The following is a 15,054-nucleotide window of genomic DNA, read 5'->3' as shown; positions in this document are numbered from 1 at the left end:
AGTCAGGCCCGCGCGCCCTCCGCCCCTTCCGCGGCCATGCCGGTGAGCGTCTCCAGCGTGTCGTATACGAGCTCGGGCAGGCCGCGGATCTCCTCGGGGGCGACCCAGCGCTCGAAGCCGACCTTGAAGACGGCGACGCCCGTCTCCGCGGCCACGGCCGCCGCGGGGTCCGGCACCCCGCGCTCGCGCAGCGCGGCCGAGAGGGCGGCCGAGAGCGTCGCGAGCTTGATCAGCTCGCGCTCCAGCAGGTCGGCGTTCGCCGTGATCACCTCGTGCCGCTTGCGCGCGAAGTCCCGGCGGTCCGTGAACATCCCGGCCGCCGCGTCCACCCCGGCCGCCACGGCCCGCAGCGGCCCCGTCCCGGCGGGAGCGCCGGCGACCGCCGCCACGAACACCTCCTGGAGGGCGGCGCTGCCCGCGAACAGCACCTCGCGCTTGTCGGCGTAGTGCCGGAAGTACGTCCGCTCCGTCAGTCCGGCGCGGCCGGCGATCTCCGCGACGGTCGTCTGCTCGTAGCCGCGCTCGCTGTAGAGGTCCAGCGCGGCCTTCGCCAGCCGGCCGGGTGTGTCCGGCGCCCATCTGCCCATGGGGGGATCCTACGTGATGACGGTGCCTGACATCGGGTGCTACTGTCGATGACAGTAGCTGACATCACTTGTACCGAACGTCAGGGGTCCCCTTCATGCGCTACTTCGTCACCGGTGCGTCCGGCTGGATCGGCTCCGCCACCGTGCCCGAGCTGATCGCCGCCGGACACCGGGTCACCGGCCTCGCCCGCTCCGACGCCTCCGCGGCCGCGCTGACCGCGTCGGGCGCGGACGTCGTCCGCGGCACCCTCGACGACCTCGACGTCCTGCGGGAGGCGGCGGCCGCCTCCGACGGCGTCGTCCACCTCGCCTTCAAGCACGACATCGCCTTCTCCGGCAGCTTCAAGGAGGCGGCCGAGGCCGACCGCCGCGCCGTCGACGCGCTCGGCGAGGCGCTGGCCGGCAGCGGCCGCCCGCTGGTGCTCGCCTCCGGCGTGGCGGGCCTCAAGCCGGGCCGGCCGGCGACCGAGCGCGACATGCCGGAGAGCGACGGCTCGCCGATGTCCCTGCGCGGCGCCACCGCGGCGGCGGTGCTCGCGCTCGCCCCGCGCGGCGTGCGCTCGTCCGTCGTGCGGATCCCGCCGACCGCGCACGGCGACGGCGACCGGGGCTTCGTCGCGAGCCTGGTCTCTTTCGCCCGGGAGAAGGGTTCCTCGGGTTACCTCGGCGACGGTGCCAACCGCTGGCCCGCCGTCCACCGCTCGGACGTCGGCCGGCTGTTCGCCCTCGCGGCGGACGGGGCCCCGGCCGGAGCCGTGCTGCACGCCGTCGCCGACCGGGGCGTCCCCTTCCGCGAGATTGCCGAGGTGATCGGCCGCCACCTGGGGGTGCCCGCCGTGTCCGTCCCGCAGGAGGAGGCCGCCGCGCACTTCGGCTGGATGAGCGGCTTCGTCGGCCTGGACGCCCCCGCGTCCAGCGACCTCACGCAGGAACTGCTCGGCTGGCACCCGACCGGGCCGGGTCTGCTGGCCGACCTCGACGAGGGCCACTACTTCCGCGCGGCGGGTGCCTGAGCGGCGGCCGGTCCTCCGCGGGCGGCGCCGTCACGCCCCGCCCGGACGCGCCCCGCAGTCGGCGAGCAGGGCCGCGACCAGACCGCGGGCCCAGTCGCCGGAGGCGGGCCGGCTGCTGAAGACGGCCCGGTAGTAGAGCGGCCCGAGCAGCATGTCGACGGCCCGCTCCACGTCGGGCACGGCCCCGCCGCGGGCCCGCTCGCGGCCGATGATCGCCGCGAGCTGCTCGTGCCGGTCGGCGGCGCACGCGCAGCCGCCGTCCGGTCCCGAGCCGATCGTGGCGCGCATCAGGGCGAGCACGTCGGGGTCGGCCAGGTCGGTCGCGACATCGGCCATCCAGCGCTCCAGGTCGCCGTCCAGCGTCCCGGTGTCGGGCACCACCACGTTGCCGCTGAAGCGGCTGGTGGCGACGTCGGCCAGCAGCTGGGCGACCGAGCCCCAGCGCCGGTAGACGGTGGTCGGGTGGACGCCCGCGCGGGCGGCGACCACCGGGACGGTCAGCGGCTCCGCCGGCTCGGCGGCGACGAGTTCGGCGACGGCGCGGTGGACGGCGGCCCGTACCCGGGCCGACCGCCCGCCGGGCCGCCGCTGGGCTGCTTCGGTCATACGGAAATTATCGCACTGGTCACTGCGTTAGCGCAGGAGTCACTAACGCAATGATCACTGCAACCGGAGAGATCCATGACCGTCGCGCCGCACTCCCAGGAGCCCGGACCCGCCGCCCCGCCCGCCCCGCGCGGGCCCTCCCTCCCGTCCCGCGCCCGGCCGGGCGGCCTCGGCCGGGGCGCCGCCTTCGCCGCCGTCGCCGCGATCTTCGTCCTCTTCATGGCCGCCTCCAGCGCACCCTCCCCGCTCTACGTCGTCTACCAGCACGCATGGGGCTTCTCCGCGACCATGCTGACCACCGTCTTCGCGGTGTACGTGGTCGGCATGATCGGCGCGCTGCTCGTCCTCGGCGCGCTGTCCGACCACGTCGGGCGCCGGCCCGTCCTGCTGGCGGCCATCGCCCTGGAGGCGGTGGCGATGGTGCTCTTCGTCTCCGCGGGGGACGTCCCCACCCTGCTCGCCGCCCGCTTCGTGCAGGGCGTGGCCACGGGCGGCGCGATGACGACACTCGGCGCGGCCCTGGTCGACCTCAACCCGCCGCACGCGCCGCACCGGGCCGGCGTGGTGAGCGGCGCCGCCCCCGCCTTCGGCCTCGCCGTGGGCTCGCTCGGCTGCGGCTTCCTGGTGCAGTACGGACCGCACCCGACACGGCTGGTGTACGTCCTGCTGTTCGCCGGGCTGGTCGTCGCCGGACTCACCGCCCTCCTGCTGCCGGAGACCTCGCAGCGCCGCCCCGGCGCCCTGCGGTCGCTCCAGCCGCGGCTGGGCGTCGCACCCCGGCTGCGCGCCGACCTGCTCGCCCTGGTGCCGATCCTGATCGCCAGCTGGGCGCTCGGCGGCCTCTACCTCGCGCTCGGGCCGTCGGTCGCCGCGGGCCTGTTCGGCCTGTCCAGCCACGTCATCGGCGGCCTGGTCGTCACGCTGCTGTGCGCCCCCGCCTCCGTGACGGCGTTCGCGCTGCGGCCGTGGCCGACCGAGCGCACCCTCGCCCTGGGGGCGGGCCTGCTGGCGCTGGGCACGGGCGTGGGACTGGCCGGCGTGGAGGCGGACTCGGTGGCCGCGGCGGCGCTCGGCACCGCGCTGGCCGGGGTGGGCTTCGGCGCCGCGGGGCTGGCGAGCTTCGGCACGCTGGCCAGGATCGCCGAGCCGGCCGAACGCGGCGAGCTGTTCGCCGTCGCCTTCGTCATCTCCTACCTGGCCTTCAGCATCCCCGCCGTCCTCGCGGGCTTCGCCACCACCGGCGTCGGCCTGCACCGCACGGCGGTCGTCTACAGCTCGGCGGTCATCGCCTTCGGCGTCCTGGCGCTCGCCGCCCAGCGCGTGCGGACCTCCCGCGCCGCCCGAGTCCCGGCGTCCGGAGTGACGCAGATCACCGGGCGGGGGGCCTGAGGCGGTCACATCCGGCCCGGCCCGGGAGTCAGTCCTGTGCAAGCCGCCGCAAGGCCGACCACCGCAAGGAGACCCTCATGGACGCCCGTCTGAGCTACTACACCAACCCCGTCGGCGCCAAGGTCGCGAAGTACGTCAACTCCGCGGGCAAGGCCGTGACCGACTCGTCGCTGCCCGCCGCCACCCAGGAGCTGGTCAAGATCCGCGCCAGCCAGATCAACGGCTGCGGCGCGTGCCTGGACATGCACACCAAGGACGCCGCGGCCGCGGGGGAGACCGCGGTGCGGCTCGCCCTGATCGGCGCCTGGAGGGAGGCCACCGTCTTCACCGAGGCCGAGCGCGCCGCCCTCGCGCTGACCGAGGCGGGCACCCGTCTCGCCGACTCCGCGGGCGTGCCCGACGACGTGTGGGCGCAGGCCGCCCGGCACTTCGACGAGGAGCAGCTGACGGCGCTGGTGTGCCTGATCGGCGTGATCAACGTCTACAACCGGCTGAACGTCCTGACCCGCCAGCCCGCGGGCGACTACCAGCCCGGCCAGTGGGGCTGATCCTGCCCCCTCAGCGCCCGGAGGGCCGGTGCCCCGTACGGGGGAGCACCGGCCCTCCGGGCTTTCCGCAGCCCGGGCTGCGGCGCGCGGCAAGGGCCCGCGGAGGGGGCGGGCCCTTGCCGCGTCCTGCCGTCAGCGGGCGGGACGGGCCTCCGCCGCACGCCGCTCCTTCAGGCGCGCGGCCTCCTTGCGCACCTCGGCCTGGGTGGCGCGCTCCCTGCGCAGCCACTCCGGGCTCTGCTCCTTCAGGGCCTCGACCTGCTCGGTGGTGAGCGCCTCCGTGACACCGCCGCGGGCCAGCCCCGCGATGGACACGCCGAGCTTCGCCGCGACGACCGGACGCGGGTGCGGACCGTCGCGCCGCAGGTCGCGCAGCCACTGCGGCGGGTCGGCCTGGAGCGCGTCCAGTTCCGCCCGCGAGACGACACCCTCCTGGAACTGCGCGGGGGTGGCGGGGAGGTACACGCCCAGTTTCTTCGCCGCGGTGGCGGGCTTCATCGTCTGGACGGATTTCTGCGACGTCATGCCCCAAGGGTAACGAGCGCGTGCGCCGCCCCCGACCGTCGCCGCTAGCCTTGCGGGGTGACCGGCACGCACCAGACCCCCGACGTCCCCGAGGCTCCTGAGCCCTCCGACGCGCCCGCGCCCGACCGGACCGCGGAGCCGGTCTTCCGCCTCGCCTACGTCCCGGGTGTGAACCCGTCCAAGTGGGTGCGGATCTGGGGCGAGCGGCTGCCGGACGTCCCGCTGGAGCTGGTCGCGGTGCCCGCCGCGCAGGCCGCGGGACTGCTGCGGGCCCGCGGCGCCGACGCCGGCCTGCTCCGGCTGCCCGTCGACCGCACCGACCTCAGCGCGATCCCGCTCTACACCGAGACGACCGTGGTGGTCGTCCCCAAGGACCACTTCGCGGCCGCCGCCGAGGAGGTCGCGCTCGCCGACCTCGCCGACGAACTGGTGCTGCACCCCCTCGACGACACCCTCGGCTGGGAGCGCCCGCCCGGCCGCCCCGCCCTTGAGCGCCCGGCGGCCACCGCGGACGCCGTCGAACTGGTCGCGGCCGGCGTGGGCGTGCTGGTCGTCCCGCAGTCGCTGGCCCGGCTGCACCACCGCCGGGACCTGACCTACCGGACGGTCACGGACGCGCCGCAGTCGCAGGTCGCGCTGTCCTGGCGGGAGGACGCGACGACCGATCTCGTCGACGACTTCATCGGGATCGTGCGCGGCCGCACCGTCAACAGCACACGCGGCCGCCGCGCCGCCGCGGACGCCGAGCAGGCCGGCGGCCGAGCCGCCGCGGGCAAGGCCGGTACGTCCGGCAAGGCCGCCGCGGGGCGGAAGAAGCCGGGCGCGGCCCGCACGTCCGCGGGCAAGGGCGCCCGGACACCGGCCGCGCCGCGCCGCGGCAAGCCCCGCCGCCGCTCGTAGCCGCACGCGGACGCGCCCGGCCCGCGGTGTGCGGACCGGGCGCGTACGGGCTCCGGGCTCAGCCCAGGCCGACCGACTGCAGCCAGGCCTTCGCCACGTCGAGCGGGTCCTTCTTGTCGTTCTGCACCTGGGCGTCCATGGTGAGCAGCGACTTCGTGTCGAGCTTGGCGGACACCGCGTTGAGCGCGGCGACGGCGTCGGGCGACAGGGCGGTCTTGGACACCAGCGGCTGGACGTTGGCGATGCCGAAGAGCTTCTTCGGGTCCTGGAGCGTCACGAAGTGCTCGCGGGTGACCGACGCGTCCGTGGTGAAGACGTCGGCGGCCTGCACGCTGTTCGACTTCAGCGCCTGGACGGTGAGCGGGCCGCCCGCGTCCAGCGGCTTGAAGGACTTCGGCTTCAGCCCGTACTCCGACTTCAGGCCGACCAGGCCCTGCTGACGGGTCTGGAACTCCGGAGAGCCGCCCACGACGATCTCCGGCCCGTACTTGGCCAGGTCGGCGATCGTCGACTGCGCCGTCAGGTGGTACTTCGCGGCGGTCTCCTTGTTGACCGTCAGCGAGTCCTTGTCCTCGGCCGGGGCCGGGTCCAGCATCGTCAGCGACGGGTCGAGCTTGGCCTCGATCGCCGCGGTGGCCGCCTCGGGGGTGGTCGGGGTGGCGCTCTTGTCCAGGTAGGACAGCAGCGAGCCGTTGAACTCCGGCAGCACCGTCACGCTGCCGTTCTTGACCAGCCCGTAGGTGATCTCGCGGGTGCCGATGTTGGGCTTGTACTGGACCGTCACGCCCTTGGCCTTGAGCGCCTCGCCGTACAGGTCCATCAGCAGGACGCTCTCGGCGAAGTTGTTGGACCCGACGACCACCGTGCCGCTCTGCGGTGCCTTGCCCGCCAGCGGGTCCTTGTCCTTGCCGCTGCCGGACGCGGGCGGCGCCGCGGGCTTGAGCGGGTCGGAGTCGGACGAGGAGGAGTCGCTACAGCCCGCGAGGAGCGCCGCGGCCGTGGTCGCGGCGATGAGGACCGCCGTCACTCGGAGGTGTCGAGGGCCTGTGCTGCTGCTCTGCGAAGGAGAGGTCACGATTCCCGCTTCCGGGGGTGAGGGTTCGGATGGCGTTCAGTTGTCTTCGAAACGTCGGTTCCGTACACCGAATGATCCAATCCAGCGGCCGCGAAGGGCGTCAAGGCCGCCAGGGTCACCGATTGGCATCGATGCCCGCCGGGAACCGGACGCGGGTCCGGATCCCGGCGGGGCGCCGGCGCGCGGTACGGGCCGGTCACCGGCCGCGCCGGACGCCCGGGGACACGACAACGCGCCCGACCAGCCAGAACAGCCCGATCATGGCGAGCGCGAGAGCCGCGATGAGCGTCGCACCGCCCACCACGATCCGGTAGTTGTACTGGTAGAGGCCGTCGACGACGAAGCGTCCCAGGCCGCCGAGCGAGACCGTCGCGGCGATCGCCGTGGTCGAGACGACCTGGATCGCCGCCGACCGCAGCCCGCTGAGCACCAGCGGCAGCGCCATGGGCAGTTCGACCTGGAAGAGCACCGCGGCCGGCCCCATGCCCATCCCGCGCGCCGCGTCGACGGGTGCCGGGTCGACGGTGCGCATCGCCTCGTAGGCCGTGACCAGGATCGGCGGCACGGCCAGCGCGACCAGGGGGATCATCACGGGCGTGAGCCCGAGGCCCAGCCAGAAGAACATCAGCACCAGCAGGCCGTAACTGGGCAGCGCCCGGGCCGCGGTGGCGACGAGGGCCAGCGCGTTGCCGCCCCGCCCGGTGTGGCCGGTCAGCAGGCCGACCGGCAGCGCGAGGGCGGCGGCGATGCCGAGCGCCGTGAAGGTGTACTGGAGGTGCTCCAGGAGCCGGTGCGGGATGCCGTACGCGCCGTGCCAGTTGGCGTTGTCGCGGAAGAAGTCGCCGATGAAGTGGAAGAGGCTCATGACGCGGCCTCCACCCGTGCGGCGCCGGCCGCCGGCTCGGGCGCGCCCGCGGACGCCGCACGCGCCGCCCGGCCGCCCCGCGGCAGCCACGGGGTCAGCGCGGTGCGCAGCAGCACCAGCAGGACGTCCGCCACCACGGACAGCACCGCGATGGACAGCACCGAGTTCAGCGCCAGGTTGGAGCGGTGGTAGAGGATCGCGTCCTGGAGCAGGTTGCCCAGCGCGCCCTGGTTGCCGATGATGGCGCCGACGCTCACCAGACTGATGCTGGACGCCGTCGCGACCCGCAGCCCGGCGAAGATCGCCGGTACGGCGAGCGGCAGTTGCACCTTCAGGTAGCGCTGGACGGGGCCCAGCCCCATGGCGGTGGCCGCCGACATCGTCTCCTCGGGCACCGATCTGACGCCGTCGACGATCGCCGGGATGAGGATCACCAGCGTGTAGACCGTCAGCGGGATCATCACCGTGGTCCGGGTCGCGCCGGTGTAGTCGATCAGGAAGACGAAGAAGGCGAGCGACGGGATCGCGTACAGCACGGTGGTGACCCACAGCAGCGGCGGGTAGATCCAGCGGAAGCGCACGCACAGCTGGCCCAGCGGCAGCGCGACGGCCAGGCCGAGGCCGACCGGGATCATCGCCTCCTGGACGTGCAGCCCGACCAGGCCGAGGTAGGAGTGCTGGAGGTCGCTCGGGATGTCGAAGAAGCCGCTGCCGCTCATGTGGCCGCCCCCGCCTTGCCGGTGACGGCCCGGCCGCCGTCGTCCGCCCCGGCGGCGTGCGCGCTGCGGATCGCCGAGCCGATGGCCTCCTGCGAGACCACGCCCGCCACCGCGCCGTCGCCGTCCACGGCGACCGCCCATCCGGTCGGCGAGAGCACCGCGCAGTCCAGCGCGTCCCGCAGCGACTCGCGCCCGGCCACGAAGGCCCTGCCGAGCGGCAGCAGCCCCTCCGCACCCTTCCCCGCGGCGGCGGCCGCGTCCTGCGCGGGGGCCCAGCCCAGCGGCCTGCCCGCGGCGTCGGTGAGCAGGACGTACGGGGCGCCCGACGCGGTGGCCCGTGCGACCCGGCCGGAGTCCGCGCCGACCGGGAGCACGGGGTCGGTCAGCAGCTCCAGCTCCTGCGAGGAGAAGAACGACAGCCGCCGGATGCCGCGGTCGGTGCCGAGGAAGTCCTCGACGAAGGCGTCGGCGGGGGAGCTGAGCAGTTCCTCGGGCCGGGCGAACTGGGCCAGCACGCCGCCGGTGCGCAGGACCGCGATCATGTCGCCGATCCTGATGGCCTCGTCGATGTCGTGCGTGACGAAGACGATGGTCTTGCCCAGTTCCTCCTGGATCCGGAGCAGTTCGCCCTGCAGGCTCTTGCGGACCACCGGGTCGACCGCCGAGAACGGCTCGTCCATGAGCAGCACGGGCGGGTCGGCGGCGAGCGCGCGGGCCACCCCGACGCGCTGCTGCTGGCCGCCGGAGAGCTGGTACGGGTAGCGCCTGGCCAGACCCGCGTCGAGGCCGACACGCTCCATGAGCTCGCGGGCCCGCGCACGGGCCCGGCCGCGGTCCCAGCCGAGCATGCGGGGGACGGTGGCGATGTTGTCGACGATGGTCCGGTGCGGGAAGAGCCCGGCGTTCTGGATGACGTACCCCATGGACCGGCGCAGCGTGTTGACCGGCTGCTCGCGTATGTCCGCGCCGTCCAGCAGGATCCGCCCGGAGGTCGGCTCGACCATCCGGTTGACCATCCGCAGGGTGGTGGTCTTCCCGCATCCCGACGGGCCCACCAGGACGGTGATCGAGCCGTCCGGGATCTCCAGCGACAGGCCGTCGACCGCGGTGGTGCCGTCGGGGTATCGCTTGGTAACTGACTCTATCTGTATCAAAGTGCCGAATACCCCTCGGGATCGGGCATGGACGGCCTGCCTCCGGTCGATTTCGGGCAGGCCGGTGCCCAAGGAGTCTAGACCGGGGGCTCCCGGGAGCGGCCGGGCGTCGCCCGCGGGGGGCCGGCCCGGTGGGGCCGTCCTCCCGGCCCCCCGCGGGCGAGCGGCCGGGTGCCCGCGCTCACGCCGCCGGCCCGGCGGGCGCGGACGCCTCCAGCAGGGCCAGGTCGCCGTCGGTGAGCCGCAGGGCGCCCGCGGCCAGGTTGTCCTCCAGGTGGGCCGGGTCGCCGGTGCCCGGGATCGCCAGCACGTGCGGGCCCTGACGGAGCGTCCAGGCCAGCCGCACCTGGGCCGCCGACACGCCGTGGGTCCGGGCGACGGCCTCCACCGCGCCGTCCGCGCCGCCGGGTTCCCCGACTACGCCCATCTCCCGGCCCTCGCCGGCGATCGAGTAGAAGGGCACGAAGACGATTCCCAGCTCGCCGCACTCGCGCACCAGCGGGGCGCTGCGCCGGTCGCCGAGCCCGTACATGTTCTGCACGCACACCACCGGCGCGGTGGCGCGGGCCTCGGCGAGCTGGGCGGACGTCACGTTCGACACCCCCAGGTGGCGGATCAGCCCGGCGGTGCGCAGCTCCTCCAGCGCCCCCATGCGCTCGGCGACGCCGCCGGGCCCCACGGAGGGCATGACGCGCAGGTTGACCAGGTCCAGGTGGTCGCGGCCGAGCTGGCGGAGGTTCTCCTCCACCTGGCCGCGCAGCTGGTCCGGGCGGGCCGCCGGCAGCCAGGCGCCCGAGGGGTCGCGGCCCGGACCGACCTTGGTGGCGATCACCAGGCCGTCGGGGTACGGCGCGAGTGCGCGGTTGATCAGCTCGTTGGACGAGCGCAGCGAGGAGAAGTAGAAGGCCGCGGTGTCGATGTGGTCCACGCCCAGCTCGACCGCCCGGCGCAGCACCGCGAGCGCCTGTTCGCGGTCGCGTGGCACCCCGGCGTGGAAGGCGGCGCTGCCGGTCAGGCGCATCGCGCCGAGCCCGATCCGGCGGACCGTCAGGTCGCCGAGCCGCCAGGTGCCTGCCGCGTCGGCGGTGACCGGGTGTGAGGTCGAAAACGTCATGGACTCCCGTTTCTGTGGGTGCCGCGCGGGGGGAGGTCCCTGCGGAGCGACCCGGAGTATGCCCCGGCGGGGGCCGCGTCCGGAACGCCCGGACCGCGGGGGAAACGTCACATCCGGGCCGGGAACGATATGGTGGCGCCGGGAGTTGGTCCTGTGTCGGAAGGTGCCGGTCACGCGCCCTGCGCGGCCGCCGGGCAGGGCGGAAAAATCCCCTTCGCCCCATTACGCTCACAGATGTGACGACGACCCAGCGGTCCGGCCCCCGCCGCGCGGCCCCCGGCCGGTCCGGCCGCGCCCTGGTGGCGCCGATCCTGCTGGCCCTCGCCATCGGTGTGGCGGCCGTCGTGACGCCGCGTGACGTCGCCATCAGCCGGATGCTGCCCGCCGCGCCCGCGCTCGCCGCTTCCAGCTGGTCGGTGGCCGCGACCGTCGCGCTCGGCGTGTTCGCGCTCGTCGTGGTGGTCGTCGTCGAGCTGACCTCCCATCAGCCTGCCGTCTTCTTCACCGGCGCCGCCATCACCGCCGTCACCGCGGCCGCGGGCTACGCCTGCCACGTCCGTCTGGAGCGCGAGCGCGCCCTCCTCCAGGTCCGGTCGGTCGCCGAGGCGGCCCAGTCGGTCGTGCTGCGGCCGGTGCCGCCGCGCGTCGGCGGCATGTCCGTCCAGACCCTCTACCTGGCCGCCGCGGCCGAGGCCAGGATCGGCGGCGACCTGTACGAGGTGACGGACACCCCGTTCGGCGTACGGCTGCTCATCGGCGACGTGCGCGGCAAGGGCCTGTCCGCGGTGGGGGTGGCCGGCGCCGTGGTCAACTCCTTCCGGGAGGCCGCCCACGACGAGCCGGACCTCGCGGCGCTGGCCCGGCGGCTGGACGCCAGCATGGTCCGCTACGGCGCGTCCTTCCCGTCCGACGAGTCCGCCGAGCGTTTCGCGACCGCGGTGCTCGCCCAGATCCCGCACGGCGGCGGCGACGCGACGGTGCTCAACTGCGGCCACCCGCCGCCGGTCCTGATCCGCGGCCGGGACGTGCGCGCCCTGGAGCCGGCCGCCGCGTCCCCGCCGCTGAACATGGCGGGACTGCTCGGCGCCGACTACGCCGTCGACACCGTCCCGCTGGTCCCCGGCGACCAGCTCCTGCTCTACACCGACGGCGTCACCGAGACCCGTGACAGCGAGGGCCGCTTCTTCCCGCTGCTGGCCTGGCTCGGCAGCACGGACCCGGCGCCGCCGCGCCGCCTGCTCGACCAGCTGCACGACCGGCTCGTCGGCTTCGGCGACGGCCTCGACGACGACATCGCTGCCCTGGTGGTCCAGGTGGAGGCGGCGGATCCGCCGCGGAGCCCGCCGGGCGGCCCGTAGTCTCCGGCCCTCCGCGGCGCGCTGTCACACGTTCACGTTCACATGTTCACGTGATCCCCGCAGGGCGTCGCGGGCCGATGAGAGGGATGCTGGAAGGGAGCCGACAGCGGGAGGCTGCGCCATGCCGAACCTCGGGATCGCCATCGTTCGCCAGTACGAGCGGGGAGTGGTTTTCCGGCTCGGGCGGCTGCGCGGAGTACGCAAGCCGGGTTTCCACTTCATGATTCCGTTCTCCGACCGCATGTGGAAGGTCAGTCTGCGGACGGTCACCATGCCCGTGCCGTCACAGCAGGTCATCACCCAGGACAACGTGTCGATCGGCGTCGCGGCGGTCGCGTACTTCCGCCGGGTCGACGCCGTGAAGGCGATCGTGGAGATCGAGGACGTCGCCAAGGCGGTCGGCCAGATCGCGCAGACCACGGTCCGCAACATCGTCGGGCGCTCGATGCTGGACCAGGTGCTCACCGACACCCAGACCCTCAACCTCGCCATCAGGGAGATCCTCGACAGCATCACCGAGCAGTGGGGCGTGCAGGTCTTCCTCGTCGAGCTCAAGGACATCGAGCTGCCGGTCACCATGCAGCGCGCGATGGCCCGCCAGGCGGAGGCCGAGCGGGAGAAGCGCGCGAAGATCATCGCCGCCGAGGGCGAGGCGCTGAGCGCCGGCCGGCTGGCCGAGGCCGCCGACGTCATCGCCGACCACCCCGTGGCGCTCCAGCTGCGCAACCTCCAGGTGCTGGCCGAGATCGCGGCCGAGAAGAACAGCACGGTCGTCTTCCCCGCGCAGCTCCTGGACAGCGCCAGGGCCGTCGGCCGGTTCGTCGCCGAGGAGAGCGGCCGGCCGCCGGACCCGGACGCCCCGCTCCCGCGCGTCGAACCGGCCGCGGGCCCGGCGGTCGGCTCCGCGGAGGAACCCCCGGCCGTGGAAGGCCCGCAGGGTACGGACACGCCCCCCGGGACCGGCGCTGGGCGGTGACCGCGGGCGGCGCGCCGCCGGACCGCGTCCGCACGCCTCACGAACCCGGCTCCGGGATCCCGAGGCGCGTTCCGGCACGCCCGCGCCCCCCGGCGGCTCGGCCTCGTGCACCGTCGACGGACAGGGCCGGGTCACCGCGTGGGGCGGCGACGCACAGGACCTGCTGGGATTCGCCCCCGCCGAGGCGGTCGGCCGCCCGGTCCAGGAGCTGCTGGGCGTGCGGGCCGACCTGCTGCCGTGGGGCGCGGACACCGGCTGGACGGTCTTCGCCCCCGTACACGAGCGCGGCGGCGAGCCGCTCGACGCGCTGTGGTGCGCCGAGCCGCTGGCGACGGCGGGGGCCGGCGAGCCCGGCGCGGGCACGGCCGGAGGCGCGACCGCCCGCGGCGCCGGGGCCGCCGGCCCGCCCGGCCGCTGCTGGGCCGTCCGCATCCTCCCGCAGGACGCCGCCGCCCAGCTCGCGCACGCCCGGGACGTACCGGCCGAGCAGGACCACGGCAGCCGGCGGCGGCTCGCGATGGTCTACGAGGCCTCGCTGCGGATCGGCAACACCCTCGACGTCTTCCACACCGCCGACGAGCTGGCCCTGATGAGCACCGGGGAATTCGCCGACTACGTGACCGTCGACCTGCTGGAGGAGCTGCTCAGCGGCGAGGAGGACGTGCTCGACCCGGCACCGGCCGGCGGCGTGGTGCTGCGGCGCACCGCCCAGCGCTCCGTCCTCGACGGCTGCCCCGAGGCCGTCGTCGCCCTCGGCGACAAGCACACCTACCCCGCCGACTCGCCCGCCGGCCGCACCCTCGCGACCGGGCACGGCTTCCTGCAGCAGGTCAACGAGCCCACGCTCGGCTGGTGGTCGGCCTCGCCCGAACGCCAGACCGCCGTCCGCGAGTACGGGATCCACAGCGCGCTGGTCGTCCCGCTGCGTGCGCGGGGCGTCACGCTGGGCCTCGCCATGTTCTGCCGGCACCGCACCCTCGCCGCGTACGAGGCCGACGACCTCGGGGTGGCCGAGGAGCTGGCCCGGCGCGCCGCGGTCTGCGTCGACAACGCCCGCCGCTACACCAGGGAGCGGGCCACCGCCGTCATGCTCCAGCGCAGCCTGCTGCCCGGCACCCTGGCCGCGCCGGCCGCCGTCGAGGCCGCCGCCCGCTACCGTCCCGCAGGATCGCGCAGCGGTGCGGGCGGCGACTGGTACGACGTGATCCCGCTGTCCGGCGCGCGGGTCGCGCTCGTCGTGGGGGACGTCGTCGGCCACGGGCTGCGCGCCGCGGCGGCGATGGGGCGGCTGCGCGCGGCCGTCCGCACCCTCGCCGACATCGACCTGCCGCCGGACGAGGTGCTCACCCGGCTCGACGACGTCATCACCCGGCTCGGCCGCGAGGCGGCCGTGTCCGACAGCGCCGACCCCGAGCAGCAGGGCCTCGGCGAGATGAGCGCCACGTGCCTCTACGCCGTCTACGACCCCGTGTCGCGCACCTGCTTGACGGCCTCGGCCGGACATCCGCCGCCCGCGGTCGTCAGCCCCGAGGGCGAGGCGGTCTTCGCGGACCTCCCCGTCGGCCCGCCGCTGGGCATCGGCGGCCTCCCCTTCGAGGCCGTGGACCTGCGGCTCACCGAGGGCAGCCTGCTCGCGTTCTACACCGACGGGCTGGTCAAGGCGCCGGGGACGGACGTGGGCTCGGCGATGGAGACCATGCGCGAGCGGCTCGCGACCGCCGGGCGCCCGCTGGAGGAGACCTGCGACCTGCTGCTGCGCACCCTGCTGCCCACCCCGCCCGTCGACGACGTCGCCCTGCTGCTCGTCCGCACCCGCGCGCTGAGCGCCGACCGGGTCGCCTCCTGGGACGTCTCCGACGACCCGGCGGAGGTCGCCCTCGTCCGCAAGAACGCCGTCGAGCAGCTCGACGCCTGGGGGCTGGACGAGGCCGTCTTCACCATGGAGCTCGTCATCAGCGAGCTGGTCACCAACGCCATCCGGCACGGCCGCCAGCCGGTCCGGCTGCGCCTCATCCGGGACGACGCGTCACTCTTCTGCGAGGTCTTCGACGGCAGCAGCGCCGCCCCCCACCTGCGCCGCGCCCGCGTGTGGGACGAGGGCGGCCGCGGGCTGCTGCTGGTCGCCCAGCTCACCGACCGCTGGGGTACCCGGCACACCGCCGACGGCAAGATCATCTGGACCGAGCAGGACATCGCGCGGCCGGCCGCCTGACACCGCCCGCACC

Annotated in this window: 15 protein-coding genes; 7 read left to right on the top strand and 8 right to left on the bottom strand. The window is 74.8% G+C overall.

The features are described from left to right. Window positions 1–2: 2 nt before the first annotated feature. Window positions 3–587 carry a helix-turn-helix domain-containing protein gene (locus ACH4SE_RS29935; RefSeq protein ID WP_398546641.1) on the bottom strand — a complete coding sequence of 195 codons (585 nt, stop codon included), beginning with the start codon at window positions 585–587 and terminating at the stop codon, window positions 3–5. 95 nt (window positions 588–682) lie between these two features. Here ACH4SE_RS29935 and ACH4SE_RS29930 point away from each other — a divergent pair, with 95 nt between their 5' ends. Then, window positions 683–1,600, top strand: a complete 918-nt coding sequence (locus tag ACH4SE_RS29930) for an SDR family oxidoreductase (RefSeq protein ID WP_398546640.1) — start codon at window positions 683–685, stop codon at window positions 1,598–1,600. 30 nt (window positions 1,601–1,630) lie between these two features. Here the strand turns inward: ACH4SE_RS29930 and ACH4SE_RS29925 are convergent, their stop codons facing one another. Then, window positions 1,631–2,206 carry a TetR-like C-terminal domain-containing protein gene (locus ACH4SE_RS29925; RefSeq protein WP_398546639.1) on the bottom strand — a complete coding sequence of 192 codons (576 nt, stop codon included), beginning with the start codon at window positions 2,204–2,206 and terminating at the stop codon, window positions 1,631–1,633. A 75-nt stretch (window positions 2,207–2,281) separates the two neighbouring features. Between ACH4SE_RS29925 and ACH4SE_RS29920 the strand changes: the two genes are divergently transcribed. Both ACH4SE_RS29920 and ACH4SE_RS29915 read left to right on the top strand, forming a co-directional pair. After that, window positions 2,282–3,595: an MFS transporter gene (locus tag ACH4SE_RS29920; protein ID WP_398546638.1), complete on the top strand. Its 1,314-nt coding sequence runs from the start codon at window positions 2,282–2,284 to the stop codon at window positions 3,593–3,595. A 77-nt stretch (window positions 3,596–3,672) separates the two neighbouring features. Continuing rightward, entirely contained in the window at window positions 3,673–4,143 is a 471-nt protein-coding gene (locus tag ACH4SE_RS29915) for a carboxymuconolactone decarboxylase family protein (RefSeq protein ID WP_398546637.1), read from the top strand. A 132-nt stretch (window positions 4,144–4,275) separates the two neighbouring features. Here the strand turns inward: ACH4SE_RS29915 and ACH4SE_RS29910 are convergent, their stop codons facing one another. Further along, the gene (locus ACH4SE_RS29910; RefSeq protein WP_398546636.1) at window positions 4,276–4,668 is read right to left on the bottom strand and encodes a DUF5997 family protein; all 393 of its coding nucleotides are present in this window, start codon (window positions 4,666–4,668) and stop codon (window positions 4,276–4,278) included. Window positions 4,669–4,836: 168 nt separating this feature from the next. Here ACH4SE_RS29910 and ACH4SE_RS29905 point away from each other — a divergent pair, with 168 nt between their 5' ends. After that, a complete protein-coding gene (locus ACH4SE_RS29905; RefSeq protein ID WP_398546672.1) occupies window positions 4,837–5,568 on the top strand; it encodes a LysR substrate-binding domain-containing protein in 732 nt (243 codons plus the stop codon). Between the two features lie 58 nt (window positions 5,569–5,626). On the opposite strand, the gene ACH4SE_RS29900 is transcribed toward ACH4SE_RS29905, so the two are convergent. The 5 genes from ACH4SE_RS29900 to ACH4SE_RS29880 form a co-directional block, all read right to left on the bottom strand. Next, a complete protein-coding gene (locus tag ACH4SE_RS29900; protein WP_398546635.1) occupies window positions 5,627–6,643 on the bottom strand; it encodes an ABC transporter substrate-binding protein in 1,017 nt (338 codons plus the stop codon). A 196-nt stretch (window positions 6,644–6,839) separates the two neighbouring features. Then, entirely contained in the window at window positions 6,840–7,508 is a 669-nt protein-coding gene (locus ACH4SE_RS29895; RefSeq protein WP_398546634.1) for an ABC transporter permease, read from the bottom strand. After that, a complete protein-coding gene (locus ACH4SE_RS29890; RefSeq protein WP_398546633.1) occupies window positions 7,505–8,227 on the bottom strand; it encodes an ABC transporter permease in 723 nt (240 codons plus the stop codon). Before ACH4SE_RS29890 ends, ACH4SE_RS29895 begins: the two co-directional genes overlap by 4 nt. Continuing rightward, the gene (locus tag ACH4SE_RS29885) at window positions 8,224–9,381 is read right to left on the bottom strand and encodes an ABC transporter ATP-binding protein (protein WP_398546632.1); all 1,158 of its coding nucleotides are present in this window, start codon (window positions 9,379–9,381) and stop codon (window positions 8,224–8,226) included. The genes ACH4SE_RS29890 and ACH4SE_RS29885 overlap by 4 nt, the downstream gene beginning before the upstream one ends. Before the next feature lie 181 nt (window positions 9,382–9,562). Then, a complete protein-coding gene (locus ACH4SE_RS29880) occupies window positions 9,563–10,495 on the bottom strand; it encodes an aldo/keto reductase (RefSeq protein ID WP_398546631.1) in 933 nt (310 codons plus the stop codon). Window positions 10,496–10,731: 236 nt separating this feature from the next. Between ACH4SE_RS29880 and ACH4SE_RS29875 the strand changes: the two genes are divergently transcribed. The 3 genes from ACH4SE_RS29875 (at window position 10,732) to ACH4SE_RS29865 (ending at window position 15,041) form a co-directional block, all read left to right on the top strand. Further along, entirely contained in the window at window positions 10,732–11,853 is a 1,122-nt protein-coding gene (locus ACH4SE_RS29875; RefSeq protein ID WP_398546630.1) for a PP2C family protein-serine/threonine phosphatase, read from the top strand. Between the two features lie 121 nt (window positions 11,854–11,974). Further along, window positions 11,975–12,829: a slipin family protein gene (locus tag ACH4SE_RS29870; RefSeq protein WP_398546629.1), complete on the top strand. Its 855-nt coding sequence runs from the start codon at window positions 11,975–11,977 to the stop codon at window positions 12,827–12,829. Between the two features lie 217 nt (window positions 12,830–13,046). Further along, complete coding sequence (locus tag ACH4SE_RS29865) at window positions 13,047–15,041, top strand: SpoIIE family protein phosphatase (protein ID WP_398546628.1); 1,995 nt, start codon at window positions 13,047–13,049, stop codon at window positions 15,039–15,041. Window positions 15,042–15,054: the final 13 nt, after the last annotated feature.

This window comes from Streptomyces sp. NPDC020983, from assembly GCF_044333485.1.
Lineage (GTDB): Bacteria > Actinomycetota > Actinomycetes > Streptomycetales > Streptomycetaceae > Actinacidiphila.
The sequence above is the reverse complement of the archived record's forward strand: the minus strand, read 5'-3'. Positions and strand labels throughout refer to the sequence as shown.

Coding starts and splice junctions, on each gene's coding strand:
- ACH4SE_RS29935 (WP_398546641.1), bottom strand. CDS start 587: ATGGGCAGATGGGCGCCGGACACACCCGGCCGGCTGGCGAAGGCCGCG.
- ACH4SE_RS29930 (WP_398546640.1), top strand. CDS start 683: ATGCGCTACTTCGTCACCGGTGCGTCCGGCTGGATCGGCTCCGCCACC.
- ACH4SE_RS29925 (WP_398546639.1), bottom strand. CDS start 2,206: ATGACCGAAGCAGCCCAGCGGCGGCCCGGCGGGCGGTCGGCCCGGGTA.
- ACH4SE_RS29920 (WP_398546638.1), top strand. CDS start 2,282: ATGACCGTCGCGCCGCACTCCCAGGAGCCCGGACCCGCCGCCCCGCCC.
- ACH4SE_RS29915 (WP_398546637.1), top strand. CDS start 3,673: ATGGACGCCCGTCTGAGCTACTACACCAACCCCGTCGGCGCCAAGGTC.
- ACH4SE_RS29910 (WP_398546636.1), bottom strand. CDS start 4,668: ATGACGTCGCAGAAATCCGTCCAGACGATGAAGCCCGCCACCGCGGCG.
- ACH4SE_RS29895 (WP_398546634.1), bottom strand. CDS start 7,508: ATGAGCCTCTTCCACTTCATCGGCGACTTCTTCCGCGACAACGCCAAC.
- ACH4SE_RS29890 (WP_398546633.1), bottom strand. CDS start 8,227: ATGAGCGGCAGCGGCTTCTTCGACATCCCGAGCGACCTCCAGCACTCC.
- ACH4SE_RS29880 (WP_398546631.1), bottom strand. CDS start 10,495: ATGACGTTTTCGACCTCACACCCGGTCACCGCCGACGCGGCAGGCACC.
- ACH4SE_RS29870 (WP_398546629.1), top strand. CDS start 11,975: ATGCCGAACCTCGGGATCGCCATCGTTCGCCAGTACGAGCGGGGAGTG.